General features: G+C 35.7%; 21 protein-coding genes. 5 read left to right on the plus strand and 16 right to left on the minus strand.

The features are described from left to right. Positions 1 to 57 precede the first annotated feature (57 nt). The 4 genes from FHY45_RS07765 to FHY45_RS07780 all read right to left on the minus strand — a co-directional run bounded on the left by FHY45_RS07765 (position 58) and on the right by FHY45_RS07780 (position 3,697). Positions 58 to 930 carry a transcriptional regulator CcpC gene (locus FHY45_RS07765; RefSeq protein WP_066100883.1) on the minus strand — a complete coding sequence of 291 codons (873 nt, stop codon included), beginning with the start codon at positions 928 to 930 and terminating at the stop codon, positions 58 to 60. A gap of 107 nt (positions 931 to 1,037) precedes the next feature. Beyond that, entirely contained in the window at positions 1,038 to 2,543 is a 1,506-nt protein-coding gene (locus FHY45_RS07770; protein ID WP_066100885.1) for an MDR family MFS transporter, read from the minus strand. Positions 2,544 to 2,802: 259 nt separating this feature from the next. Further along, positions 2,803 to 3,249 carry a cyclic-di-AMP-binding protein CbpB gene (gene cbpB, locus FHY45_RS07775; protein ID WP_139891317.1) on the minus strand — a complete coding sequence of 149 codons (447 nt, stop codon included), beginning with the start codon at positions 3,247 to 3,249 and terminating at the stop codon, positions 2,803 to 2,805. A gap of 208 nt (positions 3,250 to 3,457) precedes the next feature. Then, on the minus strand, positions 3,458 to 3,697 hold the full coding sequence (locus FHY45_RS07780; protein ID WP_066100892.1) for a YkuJ family protein: 240 nt from the start codon (positions 3,695 to 3,697) through the stop codon (positions 3,458 to 3,460). Between the two features lie 414 nt (positions 3,698 to 4,111). On the opposite strand from FHY45_RS07780, the gene FHY45_RS07785 reads away from it, so the two are divergent. Further along, positions 4,112 to 4,351 (plus strand): glutaredoxin family protein, encoded by a 240-nt coding sequence (locus tag FHY45_RS07785; RefSeq protein WP_066100896.1) that lies wholly within the window; start codon positions 4,112 to 4,114, stop codon positions 4,349 to 4,351. A gap of 59 nt (positions 4,352 to 4,410) precedes the next feature. Here FHY45_RS07785 and FHY45_RS07790 read toward each other — a convergent pair whose 3' ends face one another. From FHY45_RS07790 to FHY45_RS07800, 3 genes are all read right to left on the minus strand, one after another. Continuing rightward, positions 4,411 to 5,049, minus strand: a complete 639-nt coding sequence (locus tag FHY45_RS07790; protein WP_180349914.1) for a DUF3993 domain-containing protein — start codon at positions 5,047 to 5,049, stop codon at positions 4,411 to 4,413. A gap of 228 nt (positions 5,050 to 5,277) precedes the next feature. Then, the gene (fadH, locus tag FHY45_RS07795; RefSeq protein ID WP_066100902.1) at positions 5,278 to 6,042 is read right to left on the minus strand and encodes a 2,4-dienoyl-CoA reductase; all 765 of its coding nucleotides are present in this window, start codon (positions 6,040 to 6,042) and stop codon (positions 5,278 to 5,280) included. A 195-nt stretch (positions 6,043 to 6,237) separates the two neighbouring features. Further along, complete coding sequence (locus FHY45_RS07800) at positions 6,238 to 6,447, minus strand: hypothetical protein (protein ID WP_066100906.1); 210 nt, start codon at positions 6,445 to 6,447, stop codon at positions 6,238 to 6,240. 326 nt (positions 6,448 to 6,773) lie between these two features. Here FHY45_RS07800 and FHY45_RS07805 point away from each other — a divergent pair, with 326 nt between their 5' ends. Beyond that, positions 6,774 to 7,562 (plus strand): metallophosphoesterase, encoded by a 789-nt coding sequence (locus tag FHY45_RS07805; RefSeq protein WP_306821535.1) that lies wholly within the window; start codon positions 6,774 to 6,776, stop codon positions 7,560 to 7,562. 64 nt (positions 7,563 to 7,626) lie between these two features. On the opposite strand, the gene FHY45_RS20485 is transcribed toward FHY45_RS07805, so the two are convergent. From FHY45_RS20485 to FHY45_RS07815, 3 genes are all read right to left on the minus strand, one after another. Further along, positions 7,627 to 7,782 (minus strand): hypothetical protein, encoded by a 156-nt coding sequence (locus FHY45_RS20485; protein WP_175354217.1) that lies wholly within the window; start codon positions 7,780 to 7,782, stop codon positions 7,627 to 7,629. Between the two features lie 93 nt (positions 7,783 to 7,875). Beyond that, on the minus strand, positions 7,876 to 8,238 hold the full coding sequence (locus FHY45_RS07810) for a fluoride efflux transporter FluC (RefSeq protein ID WP_077247944.1): 363 nt from the start codon (positions 8,236 to 8,238) through the stop codon (positions 7,876 to 7,878). Next, on the minus strand, positions 8,235 to 8,615 hold the full coding sequence (locus FHY45_RS07815) for a fluoride efflux transporter FluC (protein ID WP_139891320.1): 381 nt from the start codon (positions 8,613 to 8,615) through the stop codon (positions 8,235 to 8,237). Before FHY45_RS07815 ends, FHY45_RS07810 begins: the two co-directional genes overlap by 4 nt. Positions 8,616 to 8,795: 180 nt before the next feature. Between FHY45_RS07815 and FHY45_RS07820 the strand changes: the two genes are divergently transcribed. Next, entirely contained in the window at positions 8,796 to 9,290 is a 495-nt protein-coding gene (locus tag FHY45_RS07820) for a YkyB family protein (protein WP_066100915.1), read from the plus strand. A 27-nt stretch (positions 9,291 to 9,317) separates the two neighbouring features. Here the strand turns inward: FHY45_RS07820 and FHY45_RS07825 are convergent, their stop codons facing one another. Further along, positions 9,318 to 10,223 carry a chemotaxis protein gene (locus FHY45_RS07825; RefSeq protein WP_066100918.1) on the minus strand — a complete coding sequence of 302 codons (906 nt, stop codon included), beginning with the start codon at positions 10,221 to 10,223 and terminating at the stop codon, positions 9,318 to 9,320. A gap of 229 nt (positions 10,224 to 10,452) precedes the next feature. On the opposite strand from FHY45_RS07825, the gene FHY45_RS20490 reads away from it, so the two are divergent. After that, entirely contained in the window at positions 10,453 to 10,623 is a 171-nt protein-coding gene (locus FHY45_RS20490) for a hypothetical protein (RefSeq protein ID WP_175354218.1), read from the plus strand. A 76-nt stretch (positions 10,624 to 10,699) separates the two neighbouring features. Here the strand turns inward: FHY45_RS20490 and corA are convergent, their stop codons facing one another. Beyond that, the gene (gene corA / locus FHY45_RS07830) at positions 10,700 to 11,656 is read right to left on the minus strand and encodes a magnesium/cobalt transporter CorA (protein WP_077247945.1); all 957 of its coding nucleotides are present in this window, start codon (positions 11,654 to 11,656) and stop codon (positions 10,700 to 10,702) included. Positions 11,657 to 11,823: 167 nt separating this feature from the next. On the opposite strand from corA, the gene FHY45_RS07835 reads away from it, so the two are divergent. Next, on the plus strand, positions 11,824 to 12,978 hold the full coding sequence (locus FHY45_RS07835) for an aminotransferase A (protein ID WP_139891321.1): 1,155 nt from the start codon (positions 11,824 to 11,826) through the stop codon (positions 12,976 to 12,978). Between the two features lie 64 nt (positions 12,979 to 13,042). Here the strand turns inward: FHY45_RS07835 and FHY45_RS07840 are convergent, their stop codons facing one another. The 4 genes from FHY45_RS07840 to FHY45_RS07855 form a co-directional block, all read right to left on the minus strand. After that, positions 13,043 to 13,921, minus strand: coding sequence for an NAD(P)-dependent oxidoreductase (locus tag FHY45_RS07840; RefSeq protein WP_373925465.1), 879 nt, complete (start codon positions 13,919 to 13,921; stop codon positions 13,043 to 13,045). 162 nt (positions 13,922 to 14,083) lie between these two features. Beyond that, complete coding sequence (gene ptsP, locus FHY45_RS07845) at positions 14,084 to 15,805, minus strand: phosphoenolpyruvate--protein phosphotransferase (protein WP_066100929.1); 1,722 nt, start codon at positions 15,803 to 15,805, stop codon at positions 14,084 to 14,086. After that, positions 15,805 to 16,071: a phosphocarrier protein HPr gene (locus FHY45_RS07850; RefSeq protein ID WP_066100932.1), complete on the minus strand. Its 267-nt coding sequence runs from the start codon at positions 16,069 to 16,071 to the stop codon at positions 15,805 to 15,807. The genes ptsP and FHY45_RS07850 overlap by 1 nt, the downstream gene beginning before the upstream one ends. A 475-nt stretch (positions 16,072 to 16,546) precedes the next feature. Continuing rightward, positions 16,547 to 17,290, minus strand: coding sequence for an SDR family oxidoreductase (locus FHY45_RS07855; protein ID WP_066100935.1), 744 nt, complete (start codon positions 17,288 to 17,290; stop codon positions 16,547 to 16,549). Positions 17,291 to 17,454 lie beyond the last annotated feature (164 nt).

Raw genomic sequence — 17,454 nt, forward strand, 5'->3', positions numbered from 1 at the left:
AATTTTCTATTACTTTATCAAACAAGAGTAGGAAAAACAAGAATAGAGATTTCATTTCTATTCAATTAACATTTCCTCAATCAAACTTACAAAAGCCTTAACCTGTCTTAATTCTAAGGAAGCATCGTAGCTTACAAGCCATGTCTTTCTTTCAACAGACTGCCCCTCCAAATCATACAAGGGATGTTTAAAATACGAGGCTTCACCTTCTCTTAAAGAAATACCGGGCAATATGGCATACCCAATTCCATTCATCACCATTTGTTTACAGGTTTCAATTTGATCCACAAGAATGGTACGTGTCGGTGGAATTCCATAATGGCGGATCCACCAATTTTGAATCTCTCGATAATAGTTCGAATCACTTTTAAACAAGATAAATGGGCGTTCTGTAGTTAACGCATCTGATAATTGGTTAAGCTCGGTATCCACAAGGTATAAGTGATCACTGAACAATAGCTTTTTATAACCATGCCAGTCAGGAACCCCTCTCAATATACCAATATGAGACTCTCCATTATAGATATTTTCGATCATTTCACTGCTCCAGCCTGTCACAAGTGAGATCTTAACATTGGGATATTTGTTAACATATTTCTTTAAAATCATCGGGAGCCAATATTGGCCGACTATAGAAGCACTCGCAATTTTTAATGTACCTTGTACATTATGATTGAGAGCATCTACTTTTTCTCGTGTTTTTTCTTTTAATTTCAGGGATTCCCTGGCATATTGAACGACAATTTCTCCCGCCTCCGTCAACGTCATTCCTTTTGCTGATCTAATAAAAAGCGGTGTTCCCCATTCTCTTTCTATTGATTGAAGACGTTGTGAAAGTGCCGGCTGAGAGACAAACATTCTTTCGGCAGTCTTACGTAAATTCAGTTCAACAGCAAGAGTATCCAATAATTCAAAATCAGTTATAACCATTTGTTCTCCTCACAAACCAATCTCTTCTTAATCAGACATTCATTTTATTTTACCTTTATATTCTGCTGAACTGCAAATATTACAATATAGCAGATTTAATGAGGCTGTTACGATTTCTCTTTTGGCATTTTCAATATCAAGAACAAGCTCAGTATAGCCAGTAGTAAGACAATGAAATACACAATACCCAATGAATGTGTTAATCCACTTTGGATCTGTTCCAATCTTTCCGGCTCTAAAGAAGATCGAATCTCAGTGTTAAGCAATTCGTTTACCGAATTTAAATCTATATTTTCATTTTGTGAATAATAAGCGTTTAAACGATTATTCAATATACCTCCCAATAATGCGGCACCGATTGTGTTTCCCAGATTTCTCATGAACATGTTTGCAGCTGTTGCAGCACCTCTTTGTTCCCAATCCACAGTAGATTGGATGGACACGATAAAAGCAGTGCTTGTAAGCCCCATTCCCACACCAAGCAAGAAGGATCCAGAAGCGGCCAAAAACACATATCCATGGGAGGGCAAAAATGTAAAAGCCAGTGCACCCAGTATGATAAAGATTCCACCTGTTATACAAGTAGTACGATACCCTATCTTCAAGATCATATTGCCTGATATAAAGGATGCTATCGGCCACCCTATAGACATGGCAGTAAGAGTAAATCCTGCTATCATTGGGGATTCCTCCATTACTCCCTGTACAAATGTTGGTAAATAGCTTGATACTCCAATTAAAACAATACCGGTTGTAAGAGAGGTTAAATTAGCAAACAATATTGATTGATTCTTCCAGATAGAAAAAGGCATAACGGGCTCTACAGTTCTGTTTTCATGCTTCACAAAGCAAAACACCAAAATTAGCAGGAGTATAATTAACAACGAACTTTTTAAAGAAAGCCAGGAAAATGAAATCCCTCCTTGCACAAATAAAAACATTAAAAGCGACAAAGAAACAGCAAGCATTGCTGAACCCATATAATCTACCTTTTGTTTTTTAACCGTCTTTTGCTCATGGAAGAAAAATAGCAAACCTCCTAAAGAGAGAAATCCTAACGGAATATTAATCCAAAAGATCCAGCTCCATGATATGTACTCGATTAATAATCCGCCAATAGCAGGTCCCAAAATAGCCGATATTCCCCAAACACTTGATAAATAACCCTGAACTTTTGCTCGTTCTTCTTTCGTATATATATCCCCTACAATTGTCATTGCAACGGGCGTAATGGCTCCAGCTCCAAAACCCTGTATTAAACGAAAAAAAATTAAGCTTTGCATGGACCATGCATATCCAGAGCCGAGGGAACCAAGCAGAAACACTGTAATCCCAAATAACAATACTGGTTTTCTGCCAAATAAATCAGATAGCTTCCCATAGATTAATACCGTTACCGTATTCATTAGCAAATAGGCTGAGAAGACCCAACTATACAGGGAGAAGCCTCCCAGATCACCAACGATCTCAGGCATTGCAGTTGAAACGATAGTACCCTCGATGGCACCCATGAATAAAGCCAATAGGATTGAAATTAATACTAAAGGGCGTTTTGTCTTCTTCTTTGCCCTTTTGAAAGACTTTTTTTCTATGCTTGAATCGATTGAATTCATTTTTCCACGCCCCTCCCTATCATTTTAACGAAGTTCCTATCCTGGATAAAGTTAATTTGGAATATTATATCTATTAAAAGTTTTGTTGAGTTATTAGCATGTCTTAGAGTGTTTTATTGATAACATTGTTTAAAGTCACTTTTAAATTTAAGTTATACAACTTTATAAACCATGTAAAAAACGCCTGGATCTTTATCCAGGCGTTTTAAAAAATGTTTATTTTTTAATCCACTCATCATTATCGATTGAGATACTGATATTAATTATATTTAATGATTTTTATTAAACGATTTGTATGCTTCATAACCTGCCTTCTGGTCAATATACCTTCGAAAGCTCCCTCAGTACCTACCACACATACAAATGGATGATCAATGAGAAGTTCCATTGCTTTTTCAATTGAATCATTTTCTTTAAGACATGGAAGATTGGGATCCATCACTTCTGCAACCTTCATCTCTTCCAGTTTTTCAAATTCAATTCGCTCCAAGCCCAATATTGCATCCATTATCTTTGGTGTACTAATTAATCCATGCAGCTTATAATCATGTCCCAGAACTGGTATAGCAGTATATCCGCTTCTAGTAAGAACCAATAATGCATGTTCGAGATTATTTTCCTGCTGTACATGAGCAACACGTTCAGACGAAATCATTAAATCCTTTACAGTCAGTTCGAATCCATCTAATTTTTGCATATCTAACATGGTTAAGAACCCCTTATATAGTTAGTTCCTGGTTATCCACTTTTGGTTTTATTCGGAAGACTTAACTGTTCGATTTGTCAGTAATTATCTTCCCTTCCCCACTTTAAAAATTTAAGTTAGAGATTTTCAGAAGCATAACCTACATGATTAGGAACAAATACCTTCATCATGATAATGGAACATAACCAAATCATCTCAAATTTCCAAATTAGCTATAAATTAACTCAAAAATTTCAATGGCAATCATATCAATATTATCAAATTGATACTTCATAGTTTTTCCTTTATCCTGAAAAATCTCTAATTCGAATGTTTCAGTTTTATCGAAATAAGATACTTGACATTTAACTTGACCTTCAACTTCAAACACACGTTGTGCTGTATCTGATACTTTCCCTTGCTCCTGTAAGTTTTTCAAACGTGATAAAATTCCTTGTAATCGTGACATATCTAATATATGCTCCTTTCATGACTTACCAACAAATAAAATATATTGTCGCTTATGGACTGGCCATTAGTAACAGAATAGAGGAATAGGCATCATTTGTATACCCAAATTCATTATAACGTATTTGATGGTTACACCTTTTATTTCATCTCTTTTTTTAGAGACTTCATCATTTTATCATAAAAACGTTCCAAGAAAAATTCCAGCGCCATATTTTTCACTTTAAAGCAGACTCAATCAAAATAAATTGACAAGATCTCTCTGGTGTTGGCAATTCTTTTTCTCTTTCTAGTTCTTTAATTTGATAAAAGATAGCCCTGCCTGATATCCTACTTAAAATTTGTACTATAGTAAACAAAAAAGTTTCATGTATACTGGTAGATACAAATTAAACAAAAGAAAGGATAGAAAAAAGTGGAACCAGTTCTTTTTTTTACGCAACCAGGCTGTCCGCCATGTGCTTACGCCAAAAATTATTTTGATGAGCACAATATTCCCTATACCTTAAAAGATATTCAGAAGGATGCAAAAGCAAAAAAAATACTTATGACCAAATATGATTCATATTCTACCCCAACGTTTGTCATTGGTGATCAAGTAATCATTGGATTTAACCAGGAACGAATTATGGAATTGTTAAATATTAGAGATTAATACAAAAAAGCTAATCCTCATTCAAGCAGGATTAGCTTTTCCATTCATGCCATCAGTATCTAGAAAGCAATCATCCCAAACCAATGAGACATATGATTAATGAACCCGTAGCTAATATAATCTGTCAATCTGTTTATGAAAGTCGGATTGGATGGCTCCTTATCCACACTCGAATTTTGGGCTATTTCTTGACTGTCATCAAGTGTTTTCGGATCGAAAGCAATTTGGTAATCATTAATTACCCATTTATTATGGTCATACATCAGCCCGATTGCCTCGTAATGCCCTTCATAGCTGACTGGTCCATCTGTATTGCCTGGAAACCATTCATACACATACCATTGATCATTAGCAGAACTATATCCTAGTTTAGTATGTTCACTATATGTAAAAAAAGGAATATAATAAAGGGCTATATCCGTACCATAGGTTTGATAGCCACTACCATCCACACTTTTTTGTACATTCATGTTTATAAAATCCTCAGTGTATTCCTCTGAGAAGGAATTTTTTAATAAATCTCGAATATTGTCCATTGATCTTGGTTTTTCTGAAAGAGATACCTGCAATTGAAATGCGCTATCTAAAAGATTAAATGCATCTTGTTTATCCAGTGTACTTTTAGCATCTACTTTGACAAGAGGAGAAACCGCTAATACAAGCATGGTAATAAACAACGAAGTTAAAACCTTTTTCATTATGATCCTCCTTTTTAAGTACATATCTCAAGGCCTTTATTAGCTTATTCCCCTTTTTACCAGAATAAACACTTTTTACTGAAAAATAATACAAGGATAGTGAAAACTAAAATATCATCTTAAACAGCTAGTCAAATGAACGCACAAAAAACAGTTCAATTAAATCAGCATATTGAACTGCTCTTTAAAGATTTCAATTCTTATTAAAACCATTCATCCATCCTATGCCTAAAACGGAAATTGATTGAGATGAGCACCGCCATCCATTGTAATACAATCACCATTAATATAGTATGCCCGATCAGACAGTAAATACAGGGCTAAATCTGCAATTTCCTCCGGTGTTCCTAATCTTCCAAGCGGAACACTTTCAAGCGTTCTTTGAGCTGCTTCTTCCGATTGAAATAACTTATCTGCTCCCCCAGTTCTTTCAATCGGCCCGGGAGCTATCGCATTTACGCGGATTCCATATTTTTTACCCCATTCCACAGCCAAAGTTCTAGTCATTGTCAGCACACCAGCCTTTGCTGAGGCAGAGTGAATGACATATGGACCTGCATCCCACGCATAGGTAGCGACCATATTGATGATTGATCCTTTAATGCCATTTTCTATCCAATACTTGCCGATGAGGCTGCTGCAGTAAAAAGTACCATTCAAAACAATATCAATGACAGATTTCCAGCCATTCGGTGATAGATCCTCTGCCGGACAAATAAAATTACCTGCTGCGTTATTAATCAAATAATCGATTGTACCAAATCTGTTAACCGTCTCTTCAATGGTTCTTTTAACATCCTCCACATTTCGAACATCCATCTGAACAGCCAGTATATTCTCCTGATTTTCTGCAAATTCTTTAATGGTGTTATCCAGTTTTTCTTTATTCCTTCCGGTAATGACTACTTTAGCCCCCTCATTTGCAAAACGTTGAGCCATAGCCTTTCCCATTCCACTAGAACCACCAGTTACAATCACTACTTTTCCCTTCATATGAGCCCTCCAAATAAAATGAATGATTATTCACTTTTATTATATCACAAAATTCTGTCAATAATATCCAGAAATGCTGAATTAGCAAAATAGATGAAAAATATAGATATAACGGGATTTTTAAATTTTAGCCAATCAAATTAAATGATAAAAGGGCCGCCTAATGGCCGCCCTTAAAAATTTTATATGTTTTACTTATGATTGATTGATTAGTTCATTAAGTTTAGAAAGAGTACTAATCAATGTTTCCTTTTTATTCGTACCTTTGCCATTTACTTTTAAATCATTAAGCATAACAAATACTCTGCCGGGATCTCCTTTTTTATGGAATCCATACATATATACTTTTATCATTCCTATTTTTGCAGGAAGATAGATCATTTCATATGATTTGGCTTTATTCATCTGTAACACCCTCGTCCTCAGAATGAAACATCCCATTCAGTTAACTAAATATATAAATCATTATTTCTATAAATCTAAATACCTATTGTATTTTAATTTTACCTTATTTTAGGTAGTTAATCTATAGACCAAATAGCACATAAATTTTGTAATCAAAAAGTAATACTCATACATCTTAACAATTTTCTTAATGAATGATAGGATTAGACTGACTATTATGAGATAGGAACTTTATAATGAAGAAAATAACCAGAAGATTCTTTTTAAAAAAATCATTTGCCTATATAGCTACTATTCTTTGCTCTCTTATAGGAGGGCGATTTTATATGAAAGATATTGAACCCTCCTGGGTTGATATAACACGTTTTTCCTATTCCCACCCACTTATTCCAGACTCCTTTCAAAATATTAGAATTGTCCAATTCAGTGATACTCATTTGGGTTTCCAATATAATTTGTCAGATTTAGAAAAAACGGTTGAAACCATTCATTCACTTAATCCCGATATTATTTGTTTTACAGGTGACCTGATGGATAATCCGAATGAATATAGAATAACTCCTAAGCTCAATCAATTATTAAGTCAGCTGGAGGCACCTCTTGGTAAATATTGCGTTTTTGGCAATCATGACCATGGCGGTTATGGTACGGAAATTTACAAAGAGACTATGGTTAGTAATGGATTTACCCTGTTAGTAAATGAATCAAACTTTATAACCCTGCAGAATGGCCGTCAAATCGTAATAAGCGGGGTAGATGATGCAATGCTCGGCAAGCCCAACCTGGATGTAAGTATACCGGTACAATCCAGTGATTTATTTACCATTCTTCTATCTCACGCTCCTGATTATGCTGATTATGCCGCCAGTTACCCAGTTCATTTACAATTAAGCGGACATAGTCATGGAGGACAAATTCAGTTTCCTCTTTTGGGTGCGATTGTGACTCCTCCTTTTGCAGAAAAATACAGGGAAGGATCCTATAAAGTTGGCCCTTTATCCTTGTATGTAAATCGTGGTTTAGGTACAACCCGAATTCCATACCGGTTATTTTCACGTCCTGAAATCACGGTCATTGATTTGCAGAAAGGCCAAGAAGGCTTAAAAAAACGATAAAGGCAAACGAGCAGACCCTACATTCTGCCCGTTTGCCTATTTTCTGGCTGTTTTATGCCATGTGTTATTTCTTCTTTTTCAGATACTTCTCTTCAGCTTCAATAGCAGGAATTGGTCTTGAAAAATAAAAACCCTGTGCTTTTTCACATTGTATATCTAACAGAAAATCTACCTGTTTATTACCTGTATAGCTTTTAATGTTACTCTTTAAAGTTGTCATAGTCAGTGCACCTAATAGTTCATTTTTTGAAATAAATTACATTTCTTTCGATTATTTTATAATACATTGTCGAATTTTCATAGAGACGAGCGGTTAATGTCCTATATTTTTCATAAGATGATAGCACAACATACAACAAACTGACGTTCCTGCCAAAGAAAAACTTACATAAAGCAATAACTTGCGGTGTTCCCGGCTCAGCATTAAATCCAAGGCTTCAATTGCAAAAGTTGAGAATGTAGTAAAAGCCCCCAAGCTTCCTATCACAGTAAACATATGCATACCGCTTCCCCGCTCTATTCCTATCCCGGCCGATATACCAATTAAACACGAACCAATTAAATTAATAACAAGAGTAGCTAGAGGAAATGAATGATTATATTTTTTTAACCAGCCAGTCATTACATATCTTAAACATGCTCCGAGAAAACCACCTAATACAATTAATATAATCAACGCGCTTCCCTCTTTATCCAACTAGACATAATAAACCCTAACCATGCCATTAAGAGACCTGCAATCATACTCAGAAAAAAATAAATAAGACTATATAGGGGATAAGTTGCTGCGAGATTGGTTATTTCCAATGAAAAGCTACTCATCGTTGTAAATCCTCCACATAAACCAGTTCCAAAAAATAATTTTAATCTTTCATTTCCCTCATTTTTAAATAGCGAATAGGTGAGATAGGCTAAAACAAAGCTTCCAAAACCATTTATGAATAAGGTGTTAAACGGAATAGGACTGCCAGATGACGGGATCAATAAACTTATCCCGTATCGAGCTAACGCACCCATTGCCCCTCCGCAACCAGTAAGTAGCAGCTTTTGCAAGGTATCACACTCACTTTCATAATTCTTTTACCTTCAATTTCTCAATAGTCTGTTTTGAAAATTAATTCGTTCAAATAAGATATGAAACGTTTTTCCTTTTATCCCATAGCAGAACACGTTATAATCAGTTATATGCTTTTACTTATTATCATGAAATATTCTTAGAAGAAAGGAACATTTATGAATCAAAATAATGGGAATCTTCCTAATCCCGCCTGTTTTACTGCCGATGACCTGGGAGAAGCGATTTATTCTGTGAATAGACATGCAAAAACTGCATCAGACCCTAAATTTCTATACAATCTAAAGAAAAAAACGATTATTAAAATGCTTGAAGAAGGAAAGGCAAAGAAAATAGGCCTTCAATATTCAGACCATCCTCATTTAAGCTTCCAACAATCAGATGTACTGATACAATGCGGAAAGTATACATTCCATATTCCGCCCTCAAAGGACGACTTTCAAACATTAACACATCTTGGTCATTTATCAAAAGAGGTAAGAAACCCCTCTTCACGTCTTTCTTTATCTAAAGCAAAAAAACTATTGATGTCTTATACAGGATGCAAGGAAAATTCAGATAATGATCGCGCTAAAGACTATAAAAAGAAATACCAAAAACCGACTTTTACGCGTCTTGGTGAATCCTATCCATATCAAAATTGGAAAAAGTAAAGCTGCTGAACAAAGGGTTCAGCAGCTTTACTTTTGTAAAAGTTTGTCTAACTGTTTGACCAGTTCAACTATTTCAGGTTTACTAATTTGTGCATCTGCTCCTACCAACTCTCCCTTATGCCTTAAATCGTCCGTAATTAATGATGAAAAAATGATAACAGGCAAATCCGACAAGGTAGGATTTTCTTTAATTCGTTTGGTTAGATGGTGACCATCCATTTGTGGCATTTCTATATCTGTAATTACCAAATGTACATCATTCAGTAAGGTTCCTGCTAGTGCCTTTCCCTCTATAAAGGTTAGCGCTTCCTTGCCATTTTCAAAGAAATCGAGTTGTTCATAACCGGCTTCTTTTAATGTCTGCATCAACAGCTTCCGCAACAGCGGTGAATCCTCAGCAATTAATAAATGCTTATTAGATCGTTCTCTAACTCCTAATTTTTGAATCTGATTAATGGTTATTCCTGATTCCGGATTGATTTCCAAAATAATTTTTTCATAATCAAGCAGTAAAAGCATTTCATTATTCATTTTAATGACACCAGTAATCTGACTATCCAATCCCTGGTACATATCAGATGGTTTTTCTATTTGGTTCCATGAAATCCTATGGATTTGGGTAACGGTATGTACATGAAAAATGACCTTCATTTTATTAAACTCAGTCACTATAAATTTATCTTTTTCAGGAGCTTGGGATGCTGGGAGATTCAGTGCACTGGCAATATCTACTACAGGGAGTATCTCTCCACGAAGTTCAATGATTCCTTCAACATGATGATGTGTTTGTGGAACACCGGTAATCCGTACTGGGTTAATAATTTCTTTAACTTTGATAACATTAATTCCAAATTTATGCTCGCCAATACCAAATTCCACGATTTCCAACTCATTTGTTCCGCTCTCTAGCAGGATTCCTTTTTGTTCATTCATTTTTAACAGCGCCTTTCCATATCTCTTACGATTAATTGCAGTAAGATAAAGCCTTCTTTCTAGTATCGGCTTAAATTAATGTTTTTTTATAAATATTTAAATTTAAATCGATAATCGTGTTTATTTTGTGAAACTTTGCTCAATGATATAGACGCTTTAACAAATGAGGACTATTATACAGATAAAAGCATAACTTAAATCAATATGCTGGAAAGAAGGGGTCCGACTTATGAAAGGTACTGCCATTTTATATGAAGATAACCATGTTATTACTTGTTTAGAGAATATTCAATTTAGCGAAGTTGAAAAATACACACATAACCAAACTGATGAATCTTACGCAACTCCTCAGCTTACTATGTGGCATCCAGAAGAAATCGATTGGGATTACGGATATTAATATAAATAAAGGACCCAGTCCTGTAAACATGACCTAAGCGGCTTTAGTTCTAAATACAATAGAGCTAAGCCGCTATTTATTTTTCATTTCTGTACAGCCTTCGGAATAACCAACCTTTCAGCATAAAGAGAATCATCATTATAACTGTGATGATGATCATAAAAAGAAGAACATACCAAAAACCATTGCGAAAACTTAAACCAGGCATTTCAGAAAAATTCATACCATATAAACCTGCAATAAATGTTAATGGCATGAAAATAGTCGTAATAATCGTCAAGGTCATCATTGTTTCATTCATTTTATTTGAACTGACCGCCATATAACTATCTCTCAGATCTGTTGAGAACTCTTTGTAGCCATCAACCAATTCTTTTAATTTCAATAAATGATCATACACATCATTAAGGTAATGATGATGTTCAGAAAGAGCACTGATTCTCTCAGAATGAATAATCCTGTACATCAAATCATTCATGGGCAAGATAATTCTTCTTAGTCGCGAAATCATCGTTCGAATTTCGTATAACTGACTCATTGGATCATTATTAAGAGAATGCTGCAGGTGATCTTCCAAGACATTTAATTGCTCCTCTATTTGATAGGCCTTTGGAAGATAAGCATCTACTACTGCATCAATAATTTTATGCAGGACATGGATAGAAGTATCCAATTGATCTGTTACTCCCCATACTTTATCTATTTCCTCTATATGATCTTCATGAACGGTTACGATTGCTTTTTCATTTACGTAAATATCAATCTCATTTCTTTCGAAGTTTTCATTTAAGGAATGAATGATAAAAAACATATAGGATTGATAAAAATCCACTTTAGGTCTCTGGTTGATTCGATCAAGACAGTCCTCTATAGTGAGAGGGTGAAAATTAAAATACGTACGGAGTATATTAGCCTCATATTCTTGCGGTGCGAGGATATCAACCCATACCAGGCTATAATCACGCTTCTGTAAGTCCTCCAAAGTCATTTCCTTTATACCATCAGTTTGATCCTTAACAAGTATTCGGTACACTATCTTCCCCCACCTAAGCAAAACGAATTACCCATAGTATTCCAAACCAAGTATGCATCATTCACCCAATCTTGCATACAACCATTTAGAGTAGGATAGTGTACACTTTCCTAAAGCAACCTTATAATAATAAAGATAAGAACTGTAATTAGGAGGTATGACCTGGAATGGAACACTTAATTAATCCTCATGTAAAAGAGATAGAAATATCCGGTATTCGGCAGTTTTATAATATGGTATCTGATATTGATGATGTCCTGTCCTTTACAATAGGATTACCTGACTTCCCAACACCCTTACATATAAAAGATAAAGCAATAAACGCCATTCAAAAAGATTGTACCACCTACACCCACAATGCCGGTTTACTCGATCTCCGGCAAGAAGTATCAAAATTTATGTATAGCCATTATTCACTTAAATATAATCCGGATGATGAAATTTTGATTACTGTAGGAGCAAGTCAGGCGATTGATATTGCCTTCAGGACTATTTTAACACCTGGAGATGAAGTCATTCTGCCTGGCCCTGTTTATCCCGGTTATGAACCATTAATTCACTTAGCAGGGGGAAAAGCAGTCCATGTTGATACAAGAAGCACCTCCTTTAAATTGACTCCACAATTAATCACAGAAAGTCTAACCGAAAAAACAAAATGTATTGTTCTTCCCTATCCGTCCAACCCAACAGGGGTATCATTAACGAGAGAGGAACTGGAGGAAATTGCTGACCTTGTTAGAGGAAAAAATATTTTTATCCTGGCTGATGAAATCTATAGTGAATTAACTTTGGACATAACTCATACATCGATTGGTTCCATTATAAGAGAGCAAACCATTACTATAAATGGTCTATCAAAGTCACATTCCATGACCGGTTGGAGAATCGGCTTTCTGATGGCACCAAAAGCAATCATTAAACATATGATAAAGGTTCATCAATATAACGTATCCTGTGCCTCCTCTGTCTCACAGATGGCTGCACTCGAGGCTATGAGGAACGGTGAACATGATCCAGCTGCTATGAGAGAGGAATATAAAAACCGTCGTGATTATGTTTTTAATAGACTTGCGGCGATGAATCTCCAGACTGTATTACCGGATGGCGCATTTTACTTTTTCATTAAAATACCAGATGCCTTTAAAAATTCACTCGATTTTGCCCTCAAGCTGGTTCAATTTGAAAAAGTAGCTGTTATACCTGGATCTGCTTTTTCAAAATATGGAGAAGGATATTTCCGATTATCATATGCTGTTTCCATGGAGCAGCTTAAAGAAGGATTAAACAGACTTGAACATTTCCTAATTCAGCAGATAAAATAACAAGAGGCATTTCGTTAAAGGCATGATACCTTTTCGAAATGCTTCTTTTTTTAATGAGACTAAGTTACTGATTGGATGCCTCAGTATAATATTTATACAAGGCTTGTGTTCCACGGTTCTCTTCTCCCATATCCGCCAATTTTTCATACATAGCTTTGGCTAAAGTTAGCCCTGGAAAGTCAAGACCTAACCGTTCGGATTCTTCTAATGCAATTTTTAGGTCTTTTAAGAAATGTTTGATATAAAATCCCGGTTCAAAATCACCTTTTAATATCCTAGGCGCTAAATTGGTTAAGGAAAAACTTCCAGCAGCACCAGTTGAAATGCTTTTCAAAACTGTTTCAGGATCCAGGCCAGATTTTTCGGCATAAACAATCGCTTCACATACACCAATCATATTCGTAGCAATGGCTATCTGATTGCATAGTTTAGTATGTTGGCCCGAGCCAGCATCGCCCTGATGGATAATATTTGTCCCCATTGCTTTAAATACAGGCATCATGCTCTCAAAATCAGATTGATCACCGCCAACCATAATGGCAAGATTAGCATTTTGTGCACCAATATCTCCTCCGGAGACAGGTGCATCAAGGACATGCAATCCTAATTCCTTACCAGCAGCATATAACTTTTGTGCTAAAGACGGAGCTGAAGTGGTCATATCAATTAAATAAGTACCCGGCTTGGCATATTTTAATAAGCCTTCCGCCCCTAGATATATCTCTTCAACGTCAGAAGGATAGCCAACCATCGTAATAATAACATCGGCTTCCTCAGCGATTGCACGAGGGGACTCCTTCCAATCTGCACCTTCCGAAAGCAAAGGCTCACATTTGGACTTTGTTCTGGAATAAACACTGACAGGGTATCCCGCCTTCATTATATTCAATGCCATACTTTTACCCATTACACCAATACCGATAAAACCAATATGTAAATTCATCATAACGCTCCCTCCTATACCTCTATAATAGCAAAAAAAATCAACTGGAAAACCAGTTGATTAAGAAAGGGGGGTCACTAAAAGCATGTTGCTGTTTTGTGTCCACCTTTAATGTACCCCTCCGTTCAAATAAATAAACCTGTATATCTATTTTTATTGAAACTATTTTTGAGCTGTAGCTTTTTTAACCATTTCAACAATCTCTGCTGATGTTTGCATTTGTATAGCTTTTTCAGCCAAGTCTTGCATTTCGGTTCTAGTAAGTGTTTTAATTTGGGAACGTGCACGCAGAACAGATGTTGCGCTCATTGAAAACTCATCCAACCCTAATCCAACAAGCAACGGAATCGCCAGTTCATCCCCAGCCATTTCTCCACACATTCCAGCCCATTTGCCTTCTTTATGTGCAGCTTCAATCACCATTTTTACTAAACGTAAAATAGCTGGATTATATGGTTGGTACAAGTAAGATACACGTTCGTTCATTCTATCTGCAGCCATTGTATATTGAATCAAGTCATTCGTACCAATGCTGAAGAAATCTACTTCCTTAGCAAATTGATCTGCGATTACCGCAGTTGAAGGGATTTCCACCATGATTCCCAATTGAATAGAATCTGATACTTCAATACCTTCTTCAATTAATTTCGCCTTTTCTTCTTCAAGAACCTTTTTGGCGGATCTGAATTCATCTAAAGTGGCAATCATCGGGAACATAATTCTTAAATTCCCATACACACTTGCCCGTAAAAGTGCTCTAAGCTGCGTTCTGAAAATCGGTAGTTCCTCAAGGCATAATCGAATAGCACGGAATCCAAGGAATGGATTCATTTCTTTCGGTAGATCTAGATATGGAAGCTCCTTATCTCCACCAATATCCAATGTGCGTACCACAACCGGCTTACCTTCCATACCTTCAAGTACAGCTTTATAGGATTCAAACTGTTCTTCTTCTCCAGGAAGATTATCTCTTCCCATATACAAGAACTCTGTTCTATATAAGCCTACAGCCTCAGCACCATTTGCTTTAACACCTTCAAGATCTTTAGGAGTGCCGATGTTCGCTGCTAATTCTATGTGATGGCCATCTGCTGTTACCGTTTTTTCGTTAACAAGCTTAGCCCATTCAAGTTTCTGCTGTGCATAAGCATCAGCAGCTTTTTTGTATTCTTCAATCAATTCAGGTGTCGGATTAATATGTACTTCACCTTTAAGCCCATCAAGTATAATCATATCGCCGTTTTGAATAGTTTCAGTTGCCTGTTTAGTCCCAACAACTGCTGGAATTTCAAGCGAGCGTGCCATAATTGCGGAGTGAGAAGTACGCCCTCCAATATCAGTTGTAAAGCCTTTAACAAATTCTCTGTTTAATTGAGCTGTATCTGAAGGAGTTAAATCCTCGGACACAACAATCACTTCTTCAGCAATCATACTTGGATTTGGTATTTGTACCCCAAGAAGATGACTGATAACCCGTTTTGTTACATCACGAATATCAGCTGCTCTTTCTTTCATATATTCATTATCCATTTGTTCAAACATAGTGATGAACATATCAGCAATTTCGCGCATAGCAAATTCAGAGTTGATTTTTTCAGACTTAACTTTCTCCTGTACAGCACCAAGCAATTCAGGGTCATTCAAAACAAGTATGTGAGCATCAAAAATGGCTGCTTTATCTTCACCTTGTTCTGTTTTGACTTTTTCACGAATTGTTTCCAATTCGGTCTGAGCCTTATTAACCGCCTCTTGAAGACGAGTTAATTCGGTATCCACTTCATTAATCGTGCTTTTTGTTACAGTTAAGTCAGGCTCCATTAAACGATAAGCTTTTGCTATGACAATTCCATTAGATGCCGCTATCCCGTTTAACATCGTTGTCATTACTTAGCCAATCCTTCTTTTGTTAATGTTTCCTCAATGGCATTTAATGCATCTTGTTCGTCATTTCCTTCAGCGATAATTGTAATATCTGAACCACTGCCGATTCCTAAAGACATAACGCCCATAATTGATTTAAGATTAACTTTCTTTTCTTTATATTCGAGGTTGATATCAGAGTTGAATTTACCTGCTGCTTGTACAAGCAATGTTGCTGGACGAGCATGAATTCCTGTTTCTGCAGTTACATGAAAAGTTTTTTGTACCATAAGTAATCGAGCTCCTTTATTAATAATTATTTTGTTTTAGCTATACGAATTCTAGCTGCTTACATCTTATGATTTTACCCAGTTTCAACCGGTCCTATGTATAAAAGGATGAACAGTCGAAATTATGTAGCTTTTCTCACAATATAGAGTAAAACCCTATAAGAGAAATGTACCTGAAAAATTAAAATTGTTCAACTGCTTTTATAAATTAAGAACCATAAATATATCTCACCTGTAAGATTGATTGAAACATAGTCTTTCAATAAATATAAGATTCATTTCTAATATATACCAGAATCCTATATACAATGAATTTATTCAGTAAAGTGTTTGCACACAGATAAGCAATTCTACAACTAAATTTCACATAGCTTGGAGAAATATCTATATATTGTATTTCCTATCGATTTTACAACAAAGGTATTTCTAATGACAAATTTGAAGAACCTTTCTATTCTGTTTTTTATTCATATTTTCAATCTTCATAAATCATTTTCCTTGTCATTCCACCATCAATAACCAGATTCTCTCCATTAATAAAATCGTTCTCTGGATCACTTAGGAATAAACATGCTTTTGCTATATCTATTGGCTTACCTACCCTACCCGAAAAATGCTGGGCGTGATCTATCTCACGTAAACCAGTGTAATCAGTCGTTTGAATCCAGCCAGGGCTAATACTGTTAACTCGAATACCTTTTTTGGCTAATGATGCGCCAAGAGCGTGCGTTAGAGCTAGGATTCCACCTTTGGATGCAGCATAAGCTTCAGAATTCGGTTCAGATTGTATGGCTCGGGTTGATGCTATATTAATGATAGAACCACCCGTTCCAGTCATCAGCTTAGCTCCTTCTCTTGCCAAAATAAATACACTTCGTAAATTGGTATTGATAATGCGATTCCAATTCTCTGTTGTCATTTCAAATAATGGAGTAAATTCACTTATGCCTGCATTATTTACTATAATATTTAACCTACCCCATTCACCTCTAATTATTTCCATTATATGAAGGCAATCATCCTCTTTGCTGAGATCGGCCTCAGCAAATAAAGCAACTTTTCCCATTGCCAATAGTTCAGCTTCAATTTTCTTTCCAGCTTCCACATCTATATCGGTTAAAACAACTTTCGCGCCTTTATTTGCATATTGTATTGCGATTTCTTTACCAATCCCATTTGCAGCACCTGTTACTAACACAACTTGATCCTGAAAATTCATTGTATCCAATCCTCTCTTTTAAATTAAATGGTTAGATTTTGTTATAGGAATCCATATTTTTTAAAATAATGATTATTTTAATAGAATTTATCCTCATTTTTCGCTAAAAACTCAACAAATTTTCAAATTTGCTTTTTTTACAGAAAGAATCTTTAAGCGTACTT

Source organism: Bacillus sp. D386, assembly GCF_006346415.1.